Annotated in this window: 22 protein-coding genes; 11 read left to right on the top strand and 11 right to left on the bottom strand. The window is 60.2% G+C overall.

The window, feature by feature from the left end; translation table 11 throughout:
- Nucleotides 1-6: 6 nt before the first annotated feature.
- The 4 genes from SM130_RS10715 to SM130_RS10700 all read left to right on the top strand — a co-directional run bounded on the left by SM130_RS10715 (nt 7) and on the right by SM130_RS10700 (nt 3232).
- The gene (locus tag SM130_RS10715; protein ID WP_102826044.1) at nt 7-456 is read left to right on the top strand and encodes a 3-phosphoshikimate 1-carboxyvinyltransferase; all 450 of its coding nucleotides are present in this window, start codon (nt 7-9) and stop codon (nt 454-456) included.
- A gap of 75 nt (nt 457-531) precedes the next feature.
- On the top strand, nt 532-744 hold the full coding sequence (locus SM130_RS10710) for a DUF2970 domain-containing protein (protein ID WP_102826045.1): 213 nt from the start codon (nt 532-534) through the stop codon (nt 742-744).
- A gap of 345 nt (nt 745-1089) precedes the next feature.
- Nucleotides 1090-2748: a nitrite/sulfite reductase gene (locus tag SM130_RS10705; RefSeq protein WP_102826046.1), complete on the top strand. Its 1659-nt coding sequence runs from the start codon at nt 1090-1092 to the stop codon at nt 2746-2748.
- Nucleotides 2732-3232 (top strand): DUF934 domain-containing protein, encoded by a 501-nt coding sequence (locus SM130_RS10700; RefSeq protein WP_102826047.1) that lies wholly within the window; start codon nt 2732-2734, stop codon nt 3230-3232. The genes SM130_RS10705 and SM130_RS10700 overlap by 17 nt, the downstream gene beginning before the upstream one ends.
- A gap of 278 nt (nt 3233-3510) precedes the next feature.
- On the opposite strand, the gene SM130_RS10695 is transcribed toward SM130_RS10700, so the two are convergent.
- Together SM130_RS10695 and sohB are read right to left on the bottom strand one after the other, a co-directional pair.
- On the bottom strand, nt 3511-4503 hold the full coding sequence (locus SM130_RS10695; RefSeq protein WP_102826048.1) for a YhdH/YhfP family quinone oxidoreductase: 993 nt from the start codon (nt 4501-4503) through the stop codon (nt 3511-3513).
- A 14-nt stretch (nt 4504-4517) separates the two neighbouring features.
- Nucleotides 4518-5540 carry a protease SohB gene (gene sohB, locus SM130_RS10690; RefSeq protein ID WP_102826049.1) on the bottom strand — a complete coding sequence of 341 codons (1023 nt, stop codon included), beginning with the start codon at nt 5538-5540 and terminating at the stop codon, nt 4518-4520.
- A 179-nt stretch (nt 5541-5719) separates the two neighbouring features.
- On the opposite strand from sohB, the gene SM130_RS10685 reads away from it, so the two are divergent.
- The 4 genes from SM130_RS10685 to SM130_RS10670 all read left to right on the top strand — a co-directional run bounded on the left by SM130_RS10685 (nt 5720) and on the right by SM130_RS10670 (nt 8891).
- On the top strand, nt 5720-6418 hold the full coding sequence (locus SM130_RS10685) for a histidine phosphatase family protein (RefSeq protein ID WP_102826050.1): 699 nt from the start codon (nt 5720-5722) through the stop codon (nt 6416-6418).
- A 58-nt stretch (nt 6419-6476) separates the two neighbouring features.
- Nucleotides 6477-6791 (top strand): SCP2 sterol-binding domain-containing protein, encoded by a 315-nt coding sequence (locus SM130_RS10680; protein ID WP_058065782.1) that lies wholly within the window; start codon nt 6477-6479, stop codon nt 6789-6791.
- Nucleotides 6792-6999: 208 nt separating this feature from the next.
- Nucleotides 7000-8067, top strand: a complete 1068-nt coding sequence (locus tag SM130_RS10675; RefSeq protein WP_102826051.1) for a phosphotransferase family protein — start codon at nt 7000-7002, stop codon at nt 8065-8067.
- 56 nt (nt 8068-8123) lie between these two features.
- Nucleotides 8124-8891 (top strand): SDR family oxidoreductase, encoded by a 768-nt coding sequence (locus tag SM130_RS10670; RefSeq protein ID WP_102826052.1) that lies wholly within the window; start codon nt 8124-8126, stop codon nt 8889-8891.
- A gap of 61 nt (nt 8892-8952) precedes the next feature.
- Here SM130_RS10670 and SM130_RS10665 read toward each other — a convergent pair whose 3' ends face one another.
- Complete coding sequence (locus SM130_RS10665; RefSeq protein ID WP_102826053.1) at nt 8953-9600, bottom strand: hypothetical protein; 648 nt, start codon at nt 9598-9600, stop codon at nt 8953-8955.
- Between the two features lie 194 nt (nt 9601-9794).
- On the opposite strand from SM130_RS10665, the gene SM130_RS10660 reads away from it, so the two are divergent.
- Nucleotides 9795-10580 carry a TSUP family transporter gene (locus SM130_RS10660; protein ID WP_102826054.1) on the top strand — a complete coding sequence of 262 codons (786 nt, stop codon included), beginning with the start codon at nt 9795-9797 and terminating at the stop codon, nt 10578-10580.
- Here SM130_RS10660 and nudC read toward each other — a convergent pair.
- The 7 genes from nudC to SM130_RS10625 all read right to left on the bottom strand — a co-directional run bounded on the left by nudC (nt 10548) and on the right by SM130_RS10625 (nt 18465).
- Nucleotides 10548-11378: an NAD(+) diphosphatase gene (gene nudC / locus SM130_RS10655; RefSeq protein WP_102826055.1), complete on the bottom strand. Its 831-nt coding sequence runs from the start codon at nt 11376-11378 to the stop codon at nt 10548-10550. The genes SM130_RS10660 and nudC overlap by 33 nt on opposite strands.
- Entirely contained in the window at nt 11378-13060 is a 1683-nt protein-coding gene (locus SM130_RS10650) for a ferrous iron transporter B (protein ID WP_102826056.1), read from the bottom strand. Before SM130_RS10650 ends, nudC begins: the two co-directional genes overlap by 1 nt.
- Before the next feature lie 37 nt (nt 13061-13097).
- Nucleotides 13098-13910 carry a crotonase/enoyl-CoA hydratase family protein gene (locus SM130_RS10645; RefSeq protein ID WP_102826057.1) on the bottom strand — a complete coding sequence of 271 codons (813 nt, stop codon included), beginning with the start codon at nt 13908-13910 and terminating at the stop codon, nt 13098-13100.
- Between the two features lie 183 nt (nt 13911-14093).
- Nucleotides 14094-16343 carry an Orn/Lys/Arg decarboxylase N-terminal domain-containing protein gene (locus tag SM130_RS10640; protein WP_102826058.1) on the bottom strand — a complete coding sequence of 750 codons (2250 nt, stop codon included), beginning with the start codon at nt 16341-16343 and terminating at the stop codon, nt 14094-14096.
- A gap of 116 nt (nt 16344-16459) precedes the next feature.
- Nucleotides 16460-17185, bottom strand: a complete 726-nt coding sequence (dnaQ, locus tag SM130_RS10635; RefSeq protein ID WP_102826059.1) for a DNA polymerase III subunit epsilon — start codon at nt 17183-17185, stop codon at nt 16460-16462.
- A gap of 14 nt (nt 17186-17199) precedes the next feature.
- The gene (gene rnhA, locus SM130_RS10630; protein WP_102826060.1) at nt 17200-17655 is read right to left on the bottom strand and encodes a ribonuclease HI; all 456 of its coding nucleotides are present in this window, start codon (nt 17653-17655) and stop codon (nt 17200-17202) included.
- 39 nt (nt 17656-17694) lie between these two features.
- Nucleotides 17695-18465 (bottom strand): class I SAM-dependent methyltransferase, encoded by a 771-nt coding sequence (locus SM130_RS10625; protein ID WP_102826061.1) that lies wholly within the window; start codon nt 18463-18465, stop codon nt 17695-17697.
- A gap of 111 nt (nt 18466-18576) precedes the next feature.
- Here SM130_RS10625 and gloB point away from each other — a divergent pair, with 111 nt between their 5' ends.
- Both gloB and SM130_RS10615 read left to right on the top strand, forming a co-directional pair.
- Nucleotides 18577-19356: a hydroxyacylglutathione hydrolase gene (gene gloB / locus SM130_RS10620; RefSeq protein ID WP_102826062.1), complete on the top strand. Its 780-nt coding sequence runs from the start codon at nt 18577-18579 to the stop codon at nt 19354-19356.
- 100 nt (nt 19357-19456) lie between these two features.
- Nucleotides 19457-21013, top strand: a complete 1557-nt coding sequence (locus SM130_RS10615) for a lytic transglycosylase domain-containing protein (RefSeq protein ID WP_181019277.1) — start codon at nt 19457-19459, stop codon at nt 21011-21013.
- A gap of 12 nt (nt 21014-21025) precedes the next feature.
- On the opposite strand, the gene SM130_RS10610 is transcribed toward SM130_RS10615, so the two are convergent.
- The gene (locus tag SM130_RS10610; RefSeq protein ID WP_102826064.1) at nt 21026-22477 is read right to left on the bottom strand and encodes an HDOD domain-containing protein; all 1452 of its coding nucleotides are present in this window, start codon (nt 22475-22477) and stop codon (nt 21026-21028) included.
- Nucleotides 22478-22578: the final 101 nt, after the last annotated feature.

Here is a 22578-nt window from a genome sequence, read left to right as displayed (position 1 = left end):
CCCGCAATGACGTCACCCGCAGCAGACGAAGAACGCACGCCCTACCCCAAGCCCTATTCAGACGCGCCCGGGGAGCACGACCCCTTCATCCGTGGCCTCAAGCAGCGACTGCCCGAGCATTTGCGCGAATCCTTCAGCGCGGAGCAGCTCGACGCATTGCGTGGCGTATTCGGCGCGCGGTCATGGGTCAAACATCGAGTCGACCTGCGCGGCACGGTACGAGTCTGGCGCGATCGTTACTACTTCGCGATCGTTGCTGGCCGTAACAAGCGAAACCTTACCCGTCCGCAGCAAAATCTCTCGCTGATAGCCAAGGCTGCGCTGGCGACCTTTTTTCTGCTGTTCTCGGGCCTGGTTGGTCTGGTGATCCTCTATCTGCTCAAGTCCGCCCTGGGCATCAATCTGTTCCCGGATTTCTCTCTGGGGCTGTGGGACTGGTTCAAAGAGAGCCTCTGAAGCGAGCGCTGACCGGTAGACGGCGAGACTGCACAGCTCAGCTAGACTCATGAAAAACCGTGATCCGAGGCAGCCATGAGTGATAAGCAGGAGAAGAACCTGACGCTTCGAGAAATGCTGGGCAGCGTATTAGCCGCCGCGCTGGGCGTGCAAAGCGGCAAAAACAGAACCCGGGATTTCAGCCAGGGTAAACCCAGCCATTTCATCATGCTTGGCGTGGGATTTACCGCACTGTTCGTGCTGGTGATCCTGGGATTGGTGAAACTGGTGCTCTACTTTGTCGGTTGAGCTGGCCGCTACTGGTGGCTGACCCAGAATATAGCCGTGCCCACGGCTAGCATGATCAAGGCGAAGATCGCCGCGGCGTCCACTACACTGTCGCGCTGGTCGTTTCTCACGAGTCTTTCCTCTAGCAATTCAAACAGGTCAACCGCCTGTTTCAGCCAGTTAAGACCACGGAAGGAAGTTGCTCAAGGGCAGTGAGCCATAAGTCCGTTTCGCTTGGTTTAGTTCTAAACATATTCCCAAACATCACTTTTGCGCATAACCGACAGCTGGTATCGTGCCGCCCTCCCTAAATGGGTGCGCGGCCGTGCGCGCGAATGCTGCAGACAGCCTGAAAACAGGACATTTATGTACGTTTACGATCAGTACGACCAACACATCATCGAGGACCGGGTCCGGCAATTCCGCGACCAGACTCGCCGCTTCCTGGCCGGCGAACTCGCTGACGAAGAATTTCGCCCGCTGCGCCTGCAGAATGGCCTGTACATCCAGCGCTACGCGCCGATGCTGCGCGTAGCTGTGCCCTACGGCCTGCTCTCCTCCACCCAGGTGCGCAAGCTTGCCGAGATCGCGCGGCGCTACGACAAGGGCTATGCGCATATCAGTACTCGCACCAACGTGCAGTTCAACTGGCCTGAGCTGGAAGATGTGCCCGACATCCTGGCCGAACTGGCCACCGTGCAGATGCACGCAATCCAGACCAGCGGCAACTGCATCCGCAACACCACTACCGACCAGTTCGCCGGCGTAGCCAAAGACGAGCTGATCGATCCGCGTCCGTGGTGCGAGATCATTCGTCAGTGGTCGACCTTCCACCCCGAATTCGCCTTCCTGCCGCGCAAGTTCAAGATTGCCGTCAACGGCGCCGTCAGCGACCGCGCCGCCATCGAAGTGCACGATATCGGCCTGGAAGCAGTCAAGAACGAAGCCGGCGAACTGGGCTTCCGCGTTTCGGTTGGTGGTGGCCTCGGCCGGACCCCGATCGTTGGCAGCTTCATCAATGAGTTTCTGCCGTGGCAGCACCTGCTGAGCTATCTCGACGCCATCCTGCGGGTCTACAACCGCTATGGCCGCCGCGACAACAAGTTCAAGGCGCGCATCAAGATCCTGGTGAAGGCACTCACGCCGGAAGTATTCGCCGAGCGCGTCGATGCCGAATGGGCGCACCTGAAAGACGGCCCGACGACCCTTACCGAAGCTGAAGTTCAGCGCGTCAGCAAGTTCTTCGTCGATCCAGAATACAAATCGCTGGAAGACCAGAGCGCAGCCCTCGCCCAACTGGACGCCGAGCACCAAGGTTTTGCCCGCTGGCGCCAGCGCAACGTGGTTGCGCACAAGAAGCCCGGTTACGCGGCGGTGACCCTTTCACTGAAGAGCACTGGTGTCGCTCCGGGCGATGCGACCGACAAGCAACTCGATGCCATCGCTGAGCTCGCTGATCGCTACAGCTTCGGTGAGGTGCGCAATTCCCACGAGCAGAACATGATTCTGGCCGACGTCGAACAGGCCAAGCTGTTCGAACTCTGGCACGAACTGCGCGAGCTGGGTCTAGCCACGCCGAACATCGGCCTACTGACCGATATCATCTGCTGCCCCGGCGGCGATTTCTGCTCGCTGGCCAACGCCAAGTCGATCCCGATCGCCGAGGCCATTCAACGTCGCTTCGACAACCTCGATTACCTGTTCGACCTGGGCAACATCGACCTGAACATCTCAGGTTGCATGAACGCCTGCGGTCACCACCATGTCGGCCATATCGGCATTCTGGGTGTGGACAAGAAAGGTGCTGAGTTCTACCAGGTGTCCTTGGGCGGCAGTTCCGGGCGTGACGCAAGCCTCGGCCAGATCCTCGGCCCATCCTTTGCTCAGGACTCGATGCCCGACGTGATCGAAAAAATCATCAACGTTTACGTGGAGCAGCGTACCGAAGATGAACAGTTCCTCGACACTTTCCGCCGCATCGGCATTGATCCCTTCAAGGAGCGCGTCTATGCAGCGAATCATTAAGAACGATCAGCTGGTCGACGAAACCTGGCATCTGCTGCCCAAGGAGCAGACGCTCGACGATCTGTGCAACAGCGACGATCTGATCGTCCCTCTGCACCTCTGGTTAGATCACGCACACGCCCTGAAAGCCCGCGATGGCGGCCTCGGCGTATGGCTCGATGCGCACGAGCAGATCGAAGATATCGCCGATGACCTGGAGCATTTTCAGGTCATCGCCCTGAATTTCCCGAGCTTCACCGACGGCCGCCATTACTCCAGCGCCCGCCTACTACGTGAGCGCTACGGTTATAAGGGCGAAATTCGCGCCATCGGCGATGTGCTACGTGATCAACTTTTCTATATGCGCCGCTGCGGCTTCGATGCGTTCGCCATTCGTGCCGATCGCGACCCTATCGATGCCCTGGAAGGTCTGAAAGATTTTTCGGTGACCTATCAGGCCGCGGCTGACGATGACCGCCCGCTGTTCCGCCGTCGCCAGCCCTGACATAAGCAAGGCGCAATAGCTGTAAATAAAAAGCCCGCCAATTGGCGGGCTTTTTATTGCGTCATTGGTACATCCAGAAATTGGGATGCTCAACTGGTGCGGCAATCTCGGTCGCCTTTTTTCCGGAAGCGATCTGTTTGATTTTCTCGGCGAGCTTCTTCATGAGCGGATTTCCTTGGTTGCGTTCGGGAGTGGCGCTAGAGTCCGCCAAACGCCGCTTCGAAAGGAAATTCATTGCCACTATTACGCTGATAAACCGTTCATCAGGCGCAACTGATTCAATCGACACGCACCAGTATGCGTCCCACTTGGCCACCGGCCAGAATGCGCTCGATGGCCTCTGGCAATTGCTCTAGACCGATCTCGTGAGTCAGATCTTCGAGGTTGGCCAGCTTCCACTGCAACGAGAGCTTGTCCCACATGGACGCCTTGACCACCAACGGAATCTCCACCGAGTCCACGCCCAACAGATTGACCCCACGCAGAATGAAGGGCAGCACACTGGCCTGGAACTGCGTACCGGCAGTAAGCCCGCAACAGGCTACGCTCGCGCCTCGCTGCAGGGACTTGACGACATTGAACAGGATATCGCCGCCGACGGTATCAACCGCCCCGCCCCACTGTTCCTTGAGCAAGGCCTTTTCCACACCGGCCTGCAGCGCGGCCCGCTCGACAACCTGACTAGCACCCAGACGGGTCAGAAAGTCAGCCTGATCGGCCTTACCGGTGACTGCCGCCACCTTGTAGCCGAGGCTAGCCAGCAGCGCGACCGCGATGCTACCAACGCCACCCGTTGCCCCGGTCACGAGAATGGAAGCGTCGCCCGGCTCAAGCCCGGCCTGTTCAAGCTTGTCGACACAAAGCGCTGCCGTGAGCCCGGCAGTGCCGAGAATCATCGCTTCGCGCAGGGACAGGCCCTGAGGCCGCTTGATTACCCAGGCCGCCGGAACGCGGATGTACTGTCCGAAGCCACCGGCAGTGTTCATGCCCAAGTCGTAGCCGGTGACGATCACCTCGTCGCCTTCGGTGAACTCACTCACGCTGGAAGACGCCACGACACCCGCCGCATCAATCCCCGGTGTGTGTGGATAGGACCGGGTGACGCCGCGGTTGCCGCTGGCCGAAAGCGCATCCTTGAAGTTCAGCGAGGAATAACGTACCCGGATGAGCACCTCGCCGGCTGGCAGCTCGTCGACGCCGCGCTCGACGACTTTGGATTCGAAACGGCCTTCGGCCGCCTCGCTGACTTGTAGTGCCTTGAAACTGCTCATCGAGGTTCCCCTTGTCATTGCCAAAAACGTTGTTCGTTCAGCCGGCTCCAGCCTTTCAGCAAGCCGTGCTCCATGACCGTGCTGGCCGCCATGCCGAAGCGTTCCGGCAGGCTCTTTTTCTGGATGTAATGCAGCTGGAACAGTTCCGCTTCCTGGGCCCGTTCGGCGAGGTACTGATCACTGGTCTTGAGCTCGTCCGCCAGCTGCTTGCCCAGCGCGGCGATACCGAGCCACACCTCACCCGTCGCGACTTCATCTATGGCGAGATTCTGTCGGTAGCGGGCGACGAAGTTCTTGAACAGCTCATGGGTGGTTTCCAGGTCCTCCTGGAATTTCTCCCGGCCTTTCTCGGTGTTCTCGCCGAAAACGGTCAATGTCCGCTTGTGTTCGCCGGCGGTGAGCACTTCGAAATCCACGTCGTGCTTCTTCAGCAGCCGGTGAACATTGGGCAGCTGCGCAACTACTCCGATGGAACCGAGGATTGCGAATGGCGCCGTGAGAATGCGATTACCAATGCACGCCATCATATAACCGCCGCTTGCGGCCACCTTGTCGACGCAGACCGTCAGCGGCACGCCGGCATCCCGGATACGGACCAGTTGGGATGCGGCCAGACCATAGCCATGCACCATTCCGCCGCCGCTTTCCAGGCGCAAGACCACTTCGTCCTGCGGCGTCGCCATTGTCAGCAGCGCTGTGATTTCGTGGCGCAGATTTTCAACGGCCGATGCACGAATATCGCCATCGAAATCGAGGACAAACACCCGCGCAGGCGTTTCAGGCTTCTTGTTCTGCTTGGCCGCCTTGGCTTCCCGCTTGCGCAACGCCTTGAACGCGTCCTTCTCAAGCACAGCCAGCTCCAGCCGCTCGCGCATGGATTTGTAGAACTCGTTGAGCTTGTTGACTTCGAGATGGCCACCGCCCTGCTTGTTGCGCCCCCGGCGCATCGAAGCGAGAGCGATCAGCACGACCACGATTGCTAGCACTAGCGTGACGGTCTTGGCCAGGAAGCTGGCGTAATCGACAAAAAATTCCACGTATTCCCCTCGATGAGTTCGGTCGCCGACATAGACTCTTCGGCAGCAAGCCGCCAGCATACCGGCGGGCCTTTGGCTGGGCTAGCGCGCGCGATTCAAACAAACGTTCGAATTATCGTTGACACTCCCGGACGATGTCCCTACCCTCGCGAAAAACAGTGCCGGCCGGAGCAGCAAGCATGGGCAGTATCTACCTGATCAGACATGGTCAGGCGTCATTCGGCGCAGAAAACTACGACGTGCTCTCTCCTCTCGGTTATCGCCAGTCCGAAGCGCTGGGCGACTATCTGGCGCAGCTCGATGTAACTTTTGATCGCTGCCTGAGCGGCGAACTCGATCGTCAGCAGGACACTGCCCGCACGACGATGGCCCGATTGGGTAGCCAGCCAGAGCTTGAAGTCGACGCCGCCTTCAACGAATTCCATGCCGATGCGGTTATCCGCGCCCACCTTCCCGACCTGCTCAAAGTCGAGCCGAATGCGATGCACATCCTGCGCAATGCGGCAGATCATCGCGCCGACTTTCAGCGGTTGTTCACTTATGTCGTGCATCGCTGGATTTCCGGCGAGCATGAAAAAGAAGAACTCGAGAGCTGGCAGCATTTTCTAGAGCGCGTTCGCAGCGGCCTGGAACGCGTACTCGATCAAGCCGGCAAGCGTGATCGCATTGCCATCTTCACGTCGGGCGGAACCATTACTGCGTTGTTACAGCTGATCATCGGTGTACCGCCGGTCAAGGCATTCGAGATGAACTGGCAGATCGTCAACACTTCACTCAGTCTGTTGAAGTTTCGTGATCGGGATGTCGCGCTCGCCTCCTTCAATAGTCATGCGCACCTGCAACTTCTCAAGAATCCGGAGCTCGTCACCCATAGATGAGCCCAGCCCCACGCGGCCTCGCGCTGCGTACCCATAACGACCAAAAAAGGAAACCCTCATGAGCAACGTCGCCGAGACTTTCAAAGGCATGCAGTCGAAGTTCAACCCCAGCGCTGCTGCAGGCCTGGACCTGGTCTTCCAGTTCAACATCACCGACGCCGAGAACTATTACCTGGTCGTCAAGGATGGCACCTGCGATCTGCAGCAGGGCGACTCCAGCGACGCCAACGTCACCCTGATCATGGACAGCGAAACCATGCAAGGCATCGTCAGCGGTGAAACCGACGGTATGCAGGCCTTCATGGGTGGCAAGCTGCGCGCCGAAGGCGACATGATGCTGGCTATGAAGCTCAGCGAACTGTTCCCAGCCTGACACTGACGCCAACCGCTGCGATGCAGAGAAAACCGAAGTCCTGGACTTCGGTTTTTTTATGCCGACGAAATGGGGGTGATCGAATCAGGGAGCTTGATTGATAGGCAACACTCCGACCAATAACAGCGGGCATCGCTTGGTCTGGAGCATCTCCCACATTAGATTACTGAATCATCTTGGGCACCGAGCATAAGTAGAAGGGATAACAATGGCGCTTACAGATCAAACCACCCGCGTCCGAGAAGGCGAGGATCTGCCGATCGAGATCATCGACCGATACCTGAAGGCGCACATCCCTGGCCTGGACGGTGAACTGCAGATTTCCCAGTTCCCCGGCGGCGCCTCGAATCTGACCTACCTGTTGCAATACCCTGGCGTCGATCTGGTTTTGCGCCGCCCTCCCTTCGGCCATAAAGCGAAATCCGCCCACGACATGGGCCGAGAATTTCGCATCCTCAACCAGCTCAACGAGGGCTTTCCCTATTGCCCGAAGGCCTACGTCTACTGCACCGACGAGTCGGTGATAGGGGCCGAGTTCTACGTCATGGAGCGCGTCAATGGGATCATCCTGCGCTCCGAACTGCCGCCTGAGCTGAACTTTGACGAAGCCCAGACCCGCGCCCTCTGCGAGAGCTTCATCGACAAGTTCGTCGACCTGCATAACGTTGATTACCAGGCCTGTGGCCTCGGTGATCTAGGCAAGCCAGAAGGGTATGTGAAGCGCCAGATCGAGGGTTGGAGCGAGCGCTATGAGCGCGCAATCACTCCCGATGCGCCCGCTTGGGATGCGGTCAAAGCCTGGCTGAAAGACAAGATGCCGGCCGATCATCCCAAACCTGGGATCATTCACAACGACTACCGCTTCGACAACGTCATTCTCAACCCGGACAACCCGATGGAAATCATCGGTGTACTGGACTGGGAAATGACCACCATTGGCGATCCGCTGATGGATCTGGGCAATACGTTGGCCTACTGGATCGAAGCCGATGATCCCCAGCCGATGCAGGCGATGCGTCGGCAACCAAGCCATCTGCCTGGTATGCATACCCGCCAGGGCTTCGTTGACTACTACGCCCAGCGCGCCGGCATCGAAATTCCCTGCATCGATTTCTACTACACCTATGGCCTGTTTCGCCTGGCCGGAATCGTCCAGCAGATCTACTACCGCTTCTATCACGGCCAGACCCAAGACCAACGTTTTGCCCAGTTCATTCACATGAACAAGCTGCTCGAACAACGGGCACTGCAAGTGATCGGGCAGTCGAGGCTCTGAAGCCAAACCAAGACCCGTGGCCGCCACGGGAACGAACAAGAAAAGAGGAACGCCCAATGTCCAAGACAACCCTGTTCGACCTAGACGGAAAGATCGCTTTCGTTTCCGGAGCCAGCCGCGGGATCGGCGAAGCCATCGCCAAGTTGCTCGCCCAGCAAGGCGCCCACGTGATCGTATCCAGCCGCAAGATCGAGGGATGCCAGGCAGTGGCCGACGCGATCGTGGCCGCTGGCGGGAAAGCCACTCCAGTCGCCTGCCACATCGGTGAGATGGAGCAGATCCAGGCAGTTTTCGCCCAGATCCGCGAACAGTTCGGCCGCCTCGATATCCTGGTCAACAACGCCGCAACCAATCCGCAGTTCTGCCACATCCTCGACACCGATGTGTCGGCCTTCCAGAAGACCGTCGACGTGAACATCCGCGGCTATTTCTACATGTCTGTTGAGGCCGGCAAGCTGATGCGCGAGAACGGGGGCGGCAGCATCATCAACGTCGCCTCCATCAATGGCGTCACGCCGGGCAACTTCCAGGGCATTTATTCGATCACCAAGGGCGCTGTGATCAACATGACCAAGGCTTTCGCCAAGGAATGCGCGCAATTCGGCATTCGCTGCAATGCCCTACTGCCGGGCCTGACCGACACCAAGTTCGCCTCGGCGCTGGTCAAGAACGACTCGATCCTGCAAATGGCGCTGCAGCACATTCCCCTAAGCCGTGTCGCCCAACCGAGCGAAATGGCCGGTGCTGTGCTCTATCTGGCCAGTGATGCGTCCAGCTACACCACGGGCGTGTCGCTCAACGTTGATGGCGGTTATCTGGCCTGACGCGTTCTGGGATAAACAAGAAGGGAGCCTAACGGCTCCCTTCTTGTTTTCCAGCTATCAGCTACCAGTTCTTCAGCGCCTCGGTCGCCGCGGCGTTCGTCGGCCTGGCGATCAGCCCTGTCGGAGCGAGCTCCACAGCATATGCGGCGCCATCGGCGATCGGCATGTAATCCACGCGCAACAGCTGCGCATCGAACAGATGCATGTCGCGCTGCCCGAGTTCAAGTGTTTGCCAGATGTCTACACCCAGAGGCTTCTCGCTCAGCAAAACGCGGCCATGGCGCGAAAGGTTCTGCTGTTCGACAGCGAGATAGCGTCCGGAGAGCCGCTCCAGTCGATAACCTGACTCCAGTCCGATCAGCTCGGCGAGGCTTTTCCAGCGGAGCACATGCAAGTCTAGCTGCCAAAGATCGCCCTCCAGTGTTGCCGTGCGTGTCTTGTTCCCTTGCTCAAGCCGGACTTCATAACGTTGCGGGGCCTGGGCGTGAAAACTCAGGGTGACCAGCGGTTCCTCGCTCGGCAGCGCAGTGTAGGTACTGACGTCGTAGCCAAGCATGGCGATTAGTCCAGCAAGGGCAAGGACAACGAAACCGCAGGTTCCACGCAGCCAGCCCATCAGCCAGGTGCCCCCCAGCAGCAAACGCAGCGCTACCAGCAATACGATCACAGCCAGTAACGCGATCACGATCGCGAGCCCGATATATTGCATAGCCAAGCGTCCTTTTCATTGGGTGCGACATTATCCGCAGCAGCCTTCGACACAGCCAGCACCGGCATGGGACGCCGGTCACGGGCTGACGTTGTTCTTGGTGCAGAGCTGGACGCCGGTCGTTCAATCTCTCCACTTTCGCCAGCATGACAGCCGCACTATCCTGCGCTGTCCTTCAGCCCATCGAGGCCCGCATGCCCTTCGCGCTTGAGCTCGCGCTCGACCCTTCGACACTGGTAATTCTGTTCGCCGTAGCCTTCACTGCCGGATTCATCGACGCCATCGCTGGCGGTGGCGGGCTGCTGACTATCCCCGCGTTACTGACTGCGGGGCTGCCGCCACATCTTGTGCTGGGTACCAACAAGTTGTGCGCTACCTTCGGCTCGGCCACCGCCAGCTATACCTTCTATCGCCGTCGCCTGTTCGAGCCCGGGTTATGGCGCCGCGCGCTTGCCGGCACCGCAATCGGAGCGGCACTCGGTGCAGTTCTCGCGCAGTTCATGCCGGCGAGCTGGCTCAACCAGCTATTGCCCTTAGTCGTATCTGCCTGTGGGATCTATCTGTTGTTCAGCCACATGCCCACGCGGGCAAGCAGCGATGTGACACCAATCGGACGCCAGCGGCAGTGGCCGCAGAGCCTTTCACTCGGTTTCTACGACGGGGTGGCCGGGCCCGGCACGGGTGCGTTCTGGACGGTCAGCAGCATGCTGCTCTACCCGCTCGATCTGCTGCGGGCTAGTGGTGTTGCGCGAACGATGAACTTCGTCAGCAACGCGGTTGCGCTGAGCGTGTTCGTGATCGGCGGCCATGTCGCCTGGGTGCTCGGAATCGGTATGGGTCTGGCACTGATGGCCGGCGCTTATTTCGGCGCGCGCACGGCAATCCGTGGCGGCTCACGGTTCATCCGTCCCGTGTTCATTTTGGTGGTTCTCGCAATGAGCCTGCGTCTAGCCTGGCAGCACTGGTTCGGAACGGCCTAGACGGCGAGCCAGATACAGCTCTATCAGATAACGCGCGATGGACTGGCGAGGGGGCAATGCCGGCAGGTTGTCGATGGCGAACCAGCGCGCGTCTTCGATCTCCTCGGGCTGAAGCACGATCTCGCCGCTGGCGTACTCGGCATGGAACCCAAGCATCAGCGAGTGTGGAAACGGCCAGCCCTGACTTGCGACGTACTGTGGCGGATGGATGGCTACGCCGACCTCCTCCCGCACTTCGCGCGCCACGCACTGCTCCACCGACTCGCCCGGCTCCACGTAGCCCGCCAGGGTGCTGTAGACCCCTGGAGCGAAACGCGGCGAGCGAGCCAGTAGCAGCTCATCCCCGCGGGTAACCAGTACGATCATGCTGGGCGATAGTCGCGGGTAGTGCTGAACGCCGCACGCCAGGCAGTGCATCGCGCGCTCGCCGGCGCGCACCTGCATCGGCGAACCACAGCTGCCACAGAAACGATGCTGGCTTGCCCAGGTACCTATTTGCGTGGCGTACCCTAGGAGCTGGAACAGATCGCGATCATCTTCCAGCATGAACTGGCGCAGGCCCTGCCAGCGCGCACCGGGCACCTCGGCGGGAGATTCCAGTTCGAAAAGAAAAACCGGCTCTCCGTCAAAATGACCCAGGCCTTGCTCGCTTAGCAGCGGCAGATCCAGGCGCTTGAGCCAGTCCCGCGGGAACAACACGCCATTGTCGTCAAGGAGGAACTGCTGCCGGCAGTGCACCACTGCCCAGCCCCCCGGCACCGAGGGGTCGAGCAGCGCCGCCTGCCAGCGCAGACTCATTAGGCCGCTACCGGCATGCCCAGCGCGCGCACGCTCTCGCTGGCCAGATCAAGCACGCTCACACGTGAATCGTCACGGCGCAATACCGCTCCGCCTTCGAGGTAATACTCCAGACTGGTCAGGGCATCGGCGAGAGTTTCCAGCAGCTGCTCAGGCGGCATCTGATTCGACTCCAGCATGTGCTTCTGAATGAAGTCGGCACAGGCACCGATCAGTTCCGCCGCACGCTCCTGCTCGAGGAAACGTAATCCGCCTCGGACGGCCTGCAGGCTGAACGGCACGTTGGCCAAGTGCAGTTTCTCGCCATTGGATTCCAGATAGGCGGTAATCGCCCGCTTGGCCAGCGCAAGCCCGGCGGTCGCTTCGTCGATTACTACAATGCGAGCCTCGGTCAGCTGATGATTGGCGAAAGCTTCCGCTTCCATTCCGGGGCGGGCGACTTGGGGCTTGGTGTCACGCCGATCGCCACGCTCTAGGCTGGCAACCATGCTCTCGACGTAAAGCACGGCGTCGGCAAGACGCTGAATAACCTGCGGCTCGGGCGCATGCTCCAAGCTCCAGCTGGAGACATCGCTCAGCTGCGCCTGCAGGGTGCTGGCTGCTGACGATAGACCAACCATGCCGAGGGTCTTGGCCATCTTGCCGAGCAGGTTATGCAGGTTCGAATAGGCTTCCGCTTGCGCGGTACCACGCTCGATCAGATCCAGCAGATCCTTCAGGCTAGCCAGCTCCTCGCGGATCGCAGACGACAGCGAACGCATGACCGCCTGACCAGGACCAGCCAGGCGCTGAGACTCCTCCTCGAGCAGGTGATCAGTGAACGGCAGCGAACTCAAGGAAAAGACCTGGCGAACCTGGCTGGCGATAGGTCCTTGGGTGTCCGCCAGAGCAACAACGTACAGAAGTTCTTTGAGCAGGCTGCGTGGGGCTTCGTATGAAGAATTGCCGAGCACTTGCTTGAGCTCGCGGTCGAGCCGTGAAAATAGCTGTTTGCGCGATTTGCGCGGCAGCAGCTGTCCGTCGAGTTGCGATTCGAGGGCGGCACTGCCGATCCAGCATAGCCGGCTTGCCGGTGATTCGATGAACAGCTGATCCAGGCGCGTCAGCGCACGACCCATGAGCTTCAGGCTGGCTGGCAGATTCTCTTCGCGGATGAAACCCAGCAGCCCAACCTGATACATCTGGCGCAGGCGCCGGGCCTCAGCAACTGGCACAGCACCCGAGCGGGCCGGTACATCCGCTGCAGGGCGAGGATGATCGAGACGAACGCTGAAGAAGAAACTCTCAGGTAAGGCCGGCTGCACACAAGCCTGTCGCAGCGCGTTTATCGCCGGAAGCAGCAGCTCGGGGATTTCCTGGCGGCTGGCATCGACGCTTTCGAGATAACGTCGCAATACATAGAGCGCGTTACTCAGTGCGGCGAGCTGGACATCGCGGTCTTCGCCGGCACCAACGGGGATATCGGTAGCCAGCTGCAGGATTTCCTGCGCAAGCAACTCGGCTCCGGTCAGCTCGATGAGGTTGAGCGTGCCGCGCACCTGCTTGAGGTTTTCCACGGCTTGCTGCAGCAGGCCGCCGTTGTTGCGATCGATGATGAAATGCTCAAGGCTCTGCTCGGCCTCTTCCATGGTGGCGAACAGTTCGTCACGTACCAGACCAAGTGAAGTAGCTCCAGTAACCATGCCTAGTGCGCCTCCCGCGCAAACGTGTGATAGCGCATCAGTCGGCAAAGTCCGGCTTCTGTTTGCTCATATGAGCGGCGATGGCGACTTTTATATCCGCAGATTGCAGCATGGCCGCATTCCACGTAGCGATATATTCGAGGCCGTCATCGACACGGTGATCACGCATATAGCGGATCATTTCCTTGGTTCCGCGAATGGCAATCGGTGACTTGCGGGCGATGTCCCGAGCCAGCTCGAGCACGCCATCCATCATCGCCTGCTGGTCGGCATAGGTGCGATTGACCAGGCCGATGCTACGCGCTTCTTCGCCCTGGATCGTGCGGCCAGTAAACGCCAGTTCACGCATCATGCCATCGCCGATAATTCGTGGCAGGCGCTGCAGGGTCCCGACATCGGCGGCCATGCCCATGTCGATTTCCTTGATCGAGAATTTTGCGTCCGCCGTGCTGTAACGCATATCGCAGGCCGAGATCAGATCAATGGCACCGCCCAGGCAGTAGCCCTGAATCGCCGCGATGACAGGCTTGCGGCAGTTGTCGACGGCATTGAACGAGGCCTGCAGGGAAAGGATCTTGCGGCGCAGCTGCTCGGCGTTGCGCCCGACGTCGCTGCCCAGCTGGCTGCCGACCGAGGCCAGCAGCTGCAGGTCGATGCCGGAAGAGAAATGCTCACCGGCCCCGCTGAGGACCACTACGCGCACCTCGTCGGTGGCATCAACCCAGTTGAAGATATCGATGATCTCCGACCAGAACGCGGCATCCATCGCATTGATCTTCTCGGGTCGGTTGATCACGACGCGGGCAATCTTGTCTGCCAACTCTACGCGGAAGGCTTTGTATTCGGTCACGCTATCATCCTCGACAGCAACGGGCGCATGGAAGGCGTCATCGCGGGCACGCCGGACGACGGTGGGCAACTATAACAACTGGTGCCACAACGAGTGAATGTCGATGCAGACGATGTGATACAGACCACGCCGCCAGCCGACCTGTTCATGCCGCAGTAGACAGCCTGGATCGTAGCCAAATGATCATTCGCGAACGCAGTCGACGGTATACGCACTTCCATCCGGGCCTGCCTCGTGCTGCAGCCCATGCACGTCGGCATCGAACCCTGGAAAGCGCTCGGCAAAATCACGGGCGAAGCGAAGGTAATCGAGAATCGAGCGAGTCTCCCCGGTAAAGCGCTCGCCCGGCATGATCAGCGGGATGCCCGGCGGATACGGCACCAGCATGACGGCGGCGATGCGCCCTTCCAGCGCGTCGATCGGCACCGCTTCGACCTCGCCGCGTACCAGCTTGTCATAGGCCTGTGCCGGGGTCATCGCCGGTTCCGGCAATGCCGTATACATCCTGCGCATGGCTCGCGCCGTGGCGTTTTCGCAGTAACAGGCATGCAACGCATCGCAAAGGTCGCGCAGGCCCATCCCCGCGTAGGTCGCTGCGCCGGCGCGCACGATTGATGGCAGCGCATCGACCAGGGGTACGTTGGCATCGTAGTGACGCTTGAACTCCAGCAGCTCAGTTAGCAGCGTGCTCCACTTGCCTTTGGTGATGCCCATGGAGAACAGCACGAGCATCGAGTAGAGCCCGGTCTTCTCCACCACCAGACCGCGTTCCCAGAGAAACTTGCTGACCACAGCCGCCGGGATGCCGCTCTTGCCCAGCGCACCAGACGCGGTAAGCCCAGGCGTCACCAGCGTGACCTTGATCGGATCGAGCAGTACGTAATCGTCCGCAATGTCACCGAAGCCATGCCAGTCGGCCGTCGGCTCCAGCAGCCAGTCTGGGGTTACCAGCGCCTCCGCGCCATCGACCAATGGTGGCTGCCAGATGCTGAACCACCAGTCATCCGCATCGATATTCTGGCGCAGATTGGCCAGTGCTCGGCGAAAGCTCAGCGCCTCGTCGAACGTCTCCTGAATCAGCGAGCGCCCCGCCGGCCCCTCCATCATCGCCGACGCGACGTCCAGAGATGCCAGGATGCCGTACTGCGGCGAGGTGGAGATGTGCATCATGAAGGCTTCATTGAAGCGGTCACGGTCGAGCTGGCGCGTCTGGCTATCGAGCACATGGATCATTGATGCCTGGCTGAACGCAGCCAGCAACTTGTGCGTGGAGTGCGTGGTGAAAACCAGCGGGCCCTGCTCGCGGGTATCCATACCGTAGCGGCCATCGTAGAACTCGTGAAACGCCGCATAGGCATACCAGGCCTCGTCGAAATGCAGCACTTCGACGTTGTCGGCGAGGGTGCGCTTGATCAGGTTGGCGTTGTAGCAAAGCCCGTCATACGTCGAGTTCGTAACCACTGCCAGCTTGACCTTGGGCGGTCGACCGCGGGCCAGCGGGTTGGCGGTGATCTTGGCCTGAATGGATTCGCGGGTGAATTCTTCCAGCGGGATGGGCCCGATGATGCCCAGCTCGTTGCGGGTCGGGCTCATGTACAGAGGTATCGCACCAGTCATGATGATCGCGTGCAGAATCGACTTGTGACAGTTGCGATCGACCAGCACCAGATCGTCCCGGGCGACCATCGAGTGCCAAACGATCTTGTTCGCCGTCGAGGTGCCATTGATCACGAAGAAGGTGTGGTCGGCACCGAAGTTACGCGCTGCACGAGCCTCGGCCGCTGCCACCGGACCGGTGTGATCGAGCAGTGAACCGAGCTCCGGCACCGAAACCGAGAGATCCGAGCGCAGCGTGTTTTCCCCGAAGAACTGATGGAACGCCTGGCCGACCGGGCTTTTGCGATAGGCCACACCCCCACCGTGACCGGGCGTGTGCCAGGAGTAGTTCGACTCACCGGTGTGCTTGACCAGCGCGCGGAAGAATGGCGGTAGCAAATCCTCCAGATAACCGTGCGCGGCCCTGGCGACCTGGCGCGCAAGGAACGGCACGGTGTCCTCATAGAGATACAGCAGGCCGCGCAATTCATTGAGATCGGCCATCGCCTCGGCTGGCGCATTCTCGATGGTGATCTGCTCGCCCAGGGCGAAGATCGGCAGGCGCGGAGCGCGGCGACGGGCGACCCGGATCAGCTCCACCACATCATGCAGCAGACGCTGATTTTCACCGGCCCCCTCTGCGGCCACCAGGATGCAGGCCAGCCCGTGGTGAGTCGAGGCAACAATGCGCCCTTCGTTGGAACTGGCTGTCGGCAGGATATTGAAGCCGTCGCGCTCCAGCTCCGAAGCGATGCCGCGTACGCGTTCGCCCGCAACCGTGTCAGCCTTGATATCGCGGTGAACGATGAGAATGGGGAATTTCAGGTCTTTATACATGCGCGCTCTCTGCGGACGAATCATCTACAGGGTAGAAGCGTCCGCAACAAAGGAACAGCGCATCAAGACGACAATCATCGCGGGCATCGCCGTAGGAAGCGGCGATGCAGTCAGGTTCAGCCTTCGAGCTGAGCCCACAGCGGGGCCGCACCCGCCGCTTTTTCGATCGCAGCCATGCGCGCCATGTGCGCCTCGAGTTCTTGCTCGCTGGCACGCAGCACCGCGGTGCGCGGTCGATCAGCCGGCAGCCGCCGGATCGGGCTGGGCTGCTGCCGGCCACCATCGGAGCTTTCGCCGTCGCCGGCGAGGGACAGATTGGTCTGCCCGCCGGTCATGGTCAGCCAGACATCAGCCAGAATCTCGGCATCGAGCAGAGCGCCGTGCAGATCCCGGCCGGAGTTGTCCACGCCGTAGCGCTTGCACAATGCATCGAGGCTGTTGCGCTGCCCAGGGTGGCGCTCGCGCGCCATCAGCAGGGTATCGAGCACCGAGCAATGGTCGGTGATCTCGGCACGTTCCTGCTGGCCGAGCAGAGCAAACTCGTTATTAATGAAGCCAAGGTCGAACGCAGCGTTATGAATGACCAGCTGCGCGCCTTTGATGAACTCGAAGAACTCGTCAGCGACATCACGGAAACGTGATTTGTCGACAAGAAACTCGTTGGTGATGCCGTGAACGGCGATCGCCCCCTCGTCCACCTCGCGATCAGGCTGCAGATAGACGTGGTAATGCCGCCCGGTCAGGCGCCGGCCGATGACTTCGACACAGCCGATTTCAATGATCCGGTGGCCGTCGGTCACCGGCATGCCGGTCGTTTCGGTATCCAGCACTACGCTGCGCATGTCGTTTCGCTCACTTACACAATCGGTTGACGTTTGGCCTGCACCACACCGCGATTAGCCAGCAGGTCGGCGTGCTCGTTACCCGGATGACCGGTATGGCCACGGACCCACTCCCAGGTCACCTCGTGGCGATTGACCTGCTCATCGAGCTGCTGCCAAAGGTCGACATTCTTGACCGGCTGCTTGCTTGCCGTTTTCCAGCCACGCTTCTTCCAGTTGGGCATCCAGTCTTTGATGCCCTGCATGACGTACTGCGAGTCGGTCACCAGACGCACCTTGCAAGAGCGCTTCAGTTCGGCGAGCGCGCTAATGGCAGCCATGAGTTCCATGCGGTTGTTGGTGGTTTCGGGCTCGCCGCCCCAAAGTTCACGCTTGACGCCCTTATAGATAAGCAGCGCACCCCAGCCGCCCGGACCAGGGTTGCCTTTACAGGCACCGTCGGTATAAATCTCGACCCAGTCGTCACTCATTTTTGATCGCTTACTCTGTTTACCGGCAGGGTCAGGTCTTCAAGGGAGCCGGTGCTGCTCGGCGTCGCGGCGACTGATCTTGGCCACCGGCATCGGCAGCAATTTGCCCATCCGCTCGCGCCGCTCCTGGCGCAACGGCCGCAAGCCAATCATCAGCTTGCGTGCCACCAGCAGATAAAAGCCCCCGGTGGGCGCCTGCAGCTGCTGCCCAACCGACTCCAGTCGCGACAAACGCGCCTGCCATTCGCTCGAAGAAAGCGGCGGACAATAGCACCCGAAGCGACGTTTCTCCAGCGCGAATCCCAGCAGGTTCAGCCAGTCACCAACCCTCGATGCGCGGATGCAGCGAGCTTCGCGAAACACCTCTCGCGATAGCAGGCGGCGCACGCCCCAGGCGCTCCAAGGGTTGATTCCGACGATCAGCAGATGCCCACCCGGGCGCACGCCGCGTGCCGCTTCACGCAGCAGCCCATGGGGAGAAAGGCTGAAATCCAGAGAGTGCTGCAACACCACGACATCAGCCGCGTGCTCACCTAACGGCCACGCCTGCTCCTCGCAATGAATTTCCACCCCAGGCAAAGGCGCACCCAGGCGGACGCTGCGTTTGATGTTTTGCGGCTGTACCGGCTCGCCACTGAAGGGGCCGTTGTGCACTAGATAGCTGCCGAAGCAACGCGCCAGCTCTTCGGTCAGAACGTGCTTTTCCTGAACCAGCAACTGCTGGCCCAGCGGCCCTTCGAACCAGTCAGATGCCTGGTTGATCATGGACAGCCAATGGTCACTGCCCTGGGTGGACGGTCGATCGTTCATCGCTCGGCTCCGTTCGCCGTGCGGATCTGCGCGGCGCTGAGTTCGCTCGGGTTCAACTTTTTCATGGGACTGCTAGGATGCGCCTTTGTCACTCGCTTGGCGACCCGCCCCATGCTTAAGATCGAAGCACTGCCCGCCTTCACCGACAACTACATTTGGTTGCTGCAGGATGATGCAACGCAACGATGCGTTGCCGTCGACCCAGGTGACGCTGCGCCGGTACTAAGTTGGTTGCAGTCTCACCCGGACTGGCAACTCAGCGACATCCTGATTACCCATCACCATCACGATCACGTTGGCGGCGTCGAACGGCTCAAAACGCAGACCGGCGCCCGCGTTTACGGGCCTGCGGCCGAGAACATTCCCGCGCGCGATGAGGCGCTGAGCGATGGCCAGCGCATCCGGGTGCTGGATAAGGAATTGCAGGCGATCGCGGTTCCGGGGCATACGCTCGGGCATATCGCCTACTTTCACGCCGATGCCGAGCAGCCCTGGCTATTGAGTGGCGACACGCTATTCGCGGCGGGGTGCGGCCGACTGTTCGAAGGCACGCCCGAGCAGATGTTCGACTCACTGCAACGTCTTGCCACAATGCCGGACCGCACGCTGATTTACTGTACGCACGAATACACCCTAAGCAATCTGCGTTTCTCCCAGGCGGTGGAGCCAAGCAATCCGGACATCCAGAATCGTATGCGCGAGGTAACCGAACTGCGTGAAGCGAACCGCTTCAGCCTGCCCACTCGAATGGACATCGAGCGCGCAACCAACCCCTTTCTGCGCAGCGGCGTTGCGGCTGTCCAGCACGCTGCAAGCGAGCAAAGCGGTCGGAAACTTGAGGGTGACGTCGCGGTTTTTGCGGCTTTGCGCGCCTGGAAAGATCGTTTCTAACAAGCTCGACAGGTTCCCGAAACGGAGCCTGCAAACTTGACCCCACCAGGGTGCGTTCCTAGAATCCCCCGAATTTTGTTTCCGGGGAAGATTCCAGCCAATGCCGCCAGCTCCCAAGAAACGCCACGAAACGGACGCCTTGGCAGCCTCTGGTCGTGCGTTGGCCCTCGCCATATGCGTAGCCCTAGCGGGCTGTCAGAGCAATGCCGTGCGCGACGAGGCCCGCGAGCAGACCAGGCGCACGGTAGTGCCTGTGGCGCAAGAGCCTATCTGGCTTAGCGACACCTCCGTCATCACCGAACATGAAGATATATGGGAGCGAATCCGCGGCGGCTACAAGCTGCAGGATCATCTGGACGCCAATCCCCGTATCGAGCAACAGCGCCTGCTGTTCTCCAGCCGCCCGAAGTCCATCGAGATCGTCAGCGAGCGCAGCAGTCCTTTTATCCATTACATCGTCGAGCGCCTCGAAGAGCGCGACATGCCGCTGGAGCTGGCACTGCTGCCAATCATCGAAAGCTCCTACGACCCCTTCGCCTACTCCCCTGCCCATGCTGTCGGGCTCTGGCAGTTCATCCCCTCCACCGGCCGGCACTTCAACCTTCGCCAGACCAGCTGGTATGACGGCCGCAGGGATATCACCGCATCGACCAATGCAGCGCTGCGCTACCTGAGCTACCTGCACGGCCTTTTCAACGGTGACTGGCTGCTCGCCCTGGCGGCTTACAACGCTGGCGAAGGCACGGTCAGCCGAGCGATCGAACGCAATCAGAAGCTGGGCCTGCCAACCGACTACTGGAACCTCCCGCTACCACGCGAAACCCGCGACTATGTGCCGAAGCTGCTGGCGCTCTCGCAGTTGATCCAGGCACCCGAGGCCTACGGCATCAACCTCAACCCGATCGCCAACGAGCCTTACTTCGAAGTCGTCGCACTCAAGCAGCGCATGGATCTGTCGCGAGTAGCCAAACTTGCCGATCTGGACGAGGACGAGCTCTACCAACTGAATCCCGCCTTTACCCGTCGCGTCACCCTGGACGGCCCGCAACAGCTGCTAGTGCCGTTGGAAAAAGCTGAGATGCTGGCGGCAAACCTGGCGCTGATGAAGCCGCAGGACCTCGTCGACTGGCAGCAATATCAGGTGCGCGCCGGCGACACGCTGGGCGTAATCGCCAACCGGCATCACCTGACGGTTAATATCATCCGCGATGTCAATCGTCTGAAGAGCGACACGCTGCGCATCGGCCAGGTTCTGAGCATTCCAACCAGCAGCGATGCAAAAGCCTCACGTGAGCTGCTGCATGCCGTCACGCGCCAACCGGCGTCGACTCCGCGCACTTACCGAGTCAAGACGGGCGACAACCTTTGGGATATTGCCAAGGCTCAAAGAGTATCGGTACGCGACCTGCAGCGCTGGAACAAACTTTCCGGCAGCCAATTGAAGGTTGGTCAGGCACTGTTCCTGCAAGGTCCGGCAACCAGCACGCAGGCGAGAAAAAGCAACTCGCCTACCTACTACAAGGTGCGCAAAGGCGATTCACTGTACGAGATAGCCAAGCGCTTCAATGTGCAGCTGACCAATCTGAAAATCTGGAATCCGAAAGGCACCGAAGTACTGCGGCCTGGTCAGTTGCTGACGCTCTATCTCCCGAACTAAGCCGCACGCAGCTCAACTGACCGGTCGTTTGCTCAGCGACTCCAGGCAGCGACCGGTCAATTGCGTGAAGCGCTGGAACGCAACGAATTGCTCGTGTTTCAGCGCTCGCCCGGAAACCCTGCAATCACCATAAATCACGCCGATTTCGCGAGTGCCAGCCATCAGCGGCGCGATGAAGAACATGCCGTTACCAAACCACTGACGCAGCGGCTGAGTCACCAGATCTGCCAGGTTGTAACTCGCTGGCACACCCATCCAAAGCGGCTGGCGATGGCGCAAGGCATAGCTGAATACATGCGGTTGCTCGGGCTGATCGGCCGGCAGGACGAAGCCCTGTAGCCAGGTTTCGGTCTCCTGGCCCACCGCGCAGCGCGCCTTGAAACGCGTCTGCTGGTCCGCCAGCACCGCTACCATTACCCGCTCAAGACCCACCCCGTGATGCAAGCCTTTCAGCAGCGTATCCAGGATCATTCCTGCATCGCCTCCGCCAGAGGCCATCAACCCCAGATCCTGCAGCGATTGCTGCATGAGCAACAGGTTCGGCTGCAACAGAGCAGCCTGGCGCTGAGCCTGTTGCAAGCGAATCTGTTCAGGGTCGGTACTGGGTATAAGCCTGCCCAGACGGCTGGCTCCGAATGTGGTCGCTACCTGCACGGTTTCATCGGCGCTCGCCAAAATCTGCTGCAGTGCGTCGGCCTCCTCCACGCCGGTGAATTCGGCAACAGCTTTGGTCAGCGCGGCCATCTGCTCACACTCCCAGCCGCCCAGCGCGGCTTCACTGATCTGCACGCCGAGTGCTACCGCTCGAGCAGCCGGATCGGAGCTGGCCACCTGGCTATGTGCGAGGCTGGTCAGCTCTCCCAGATTCCAGCTGCGGACCAAGCCAAGACTGAGCTGCCGAAAACTCGTACCCAGTACAGCCTGAACCGCCTCGTCAGCCTTGATGCCCGGTTGCGTCAACTGGAGTGCAAGCTCATCGACCTGCTCGCCCCCGCAGCCCCAAAATGCCAGTTCGCCGATGCTGTAGAGCAGCGCAGCGATGAACACCTCTTCTTCGTGGCGGGACAGTACGTAGCCGGCTATATTTCGCGCCTGCACAGCCGCATGAAACGAGCGAGCGAGCAACTCCAGCAATTGTTCCCGCGGGGCGCGTTCGAGCAGGCTATCGATCAGCGTCACCGACAGGCTGATCAGACGCACATTCTCGAAGCCGATCATCACGATCGCCCGGGAAATCGTCTTGATGGTTTCCTGTGAAGGATTGTAATAACTGCTATTGCCGACCCGGAGCACCTTGGAAGTCAGGGATGCATCACGCAATAGCACGTCGGCAAGCTGCTGCACCGAGGCATGCTCGTGCACCGCAAGACGCTGAAGGTCTTTGACCACAGACGCCAGCGCAGGCAGCTCCGATTGATTCAGGCGGTCGACCCACGCCTGTAGACCCTGGGCACGTACATCCAAGAGGTCACCTCTCCACAATGCCATTACGGGAAATGAAGCGCAGTTTGCCCGAGTTGCCTGGCCTTTTTCCAGCGCATACAAGCTGTTACTGTACCGGCCCG

Origin of the sequence: Stutzerimonas stutzeri, assembly GCF_038561965.1 — a bacterium.
GTDB lineage: Bacteria > Pseudomonadota > Gammaproteobacteria > Pseudomonadales > Pseudomonadaceae > Stutzerimonas > Stutzerimonas stutzeri_AA.
This window is presented reverse-complemented; position numbering and strand designations above follow the sequence as displayed.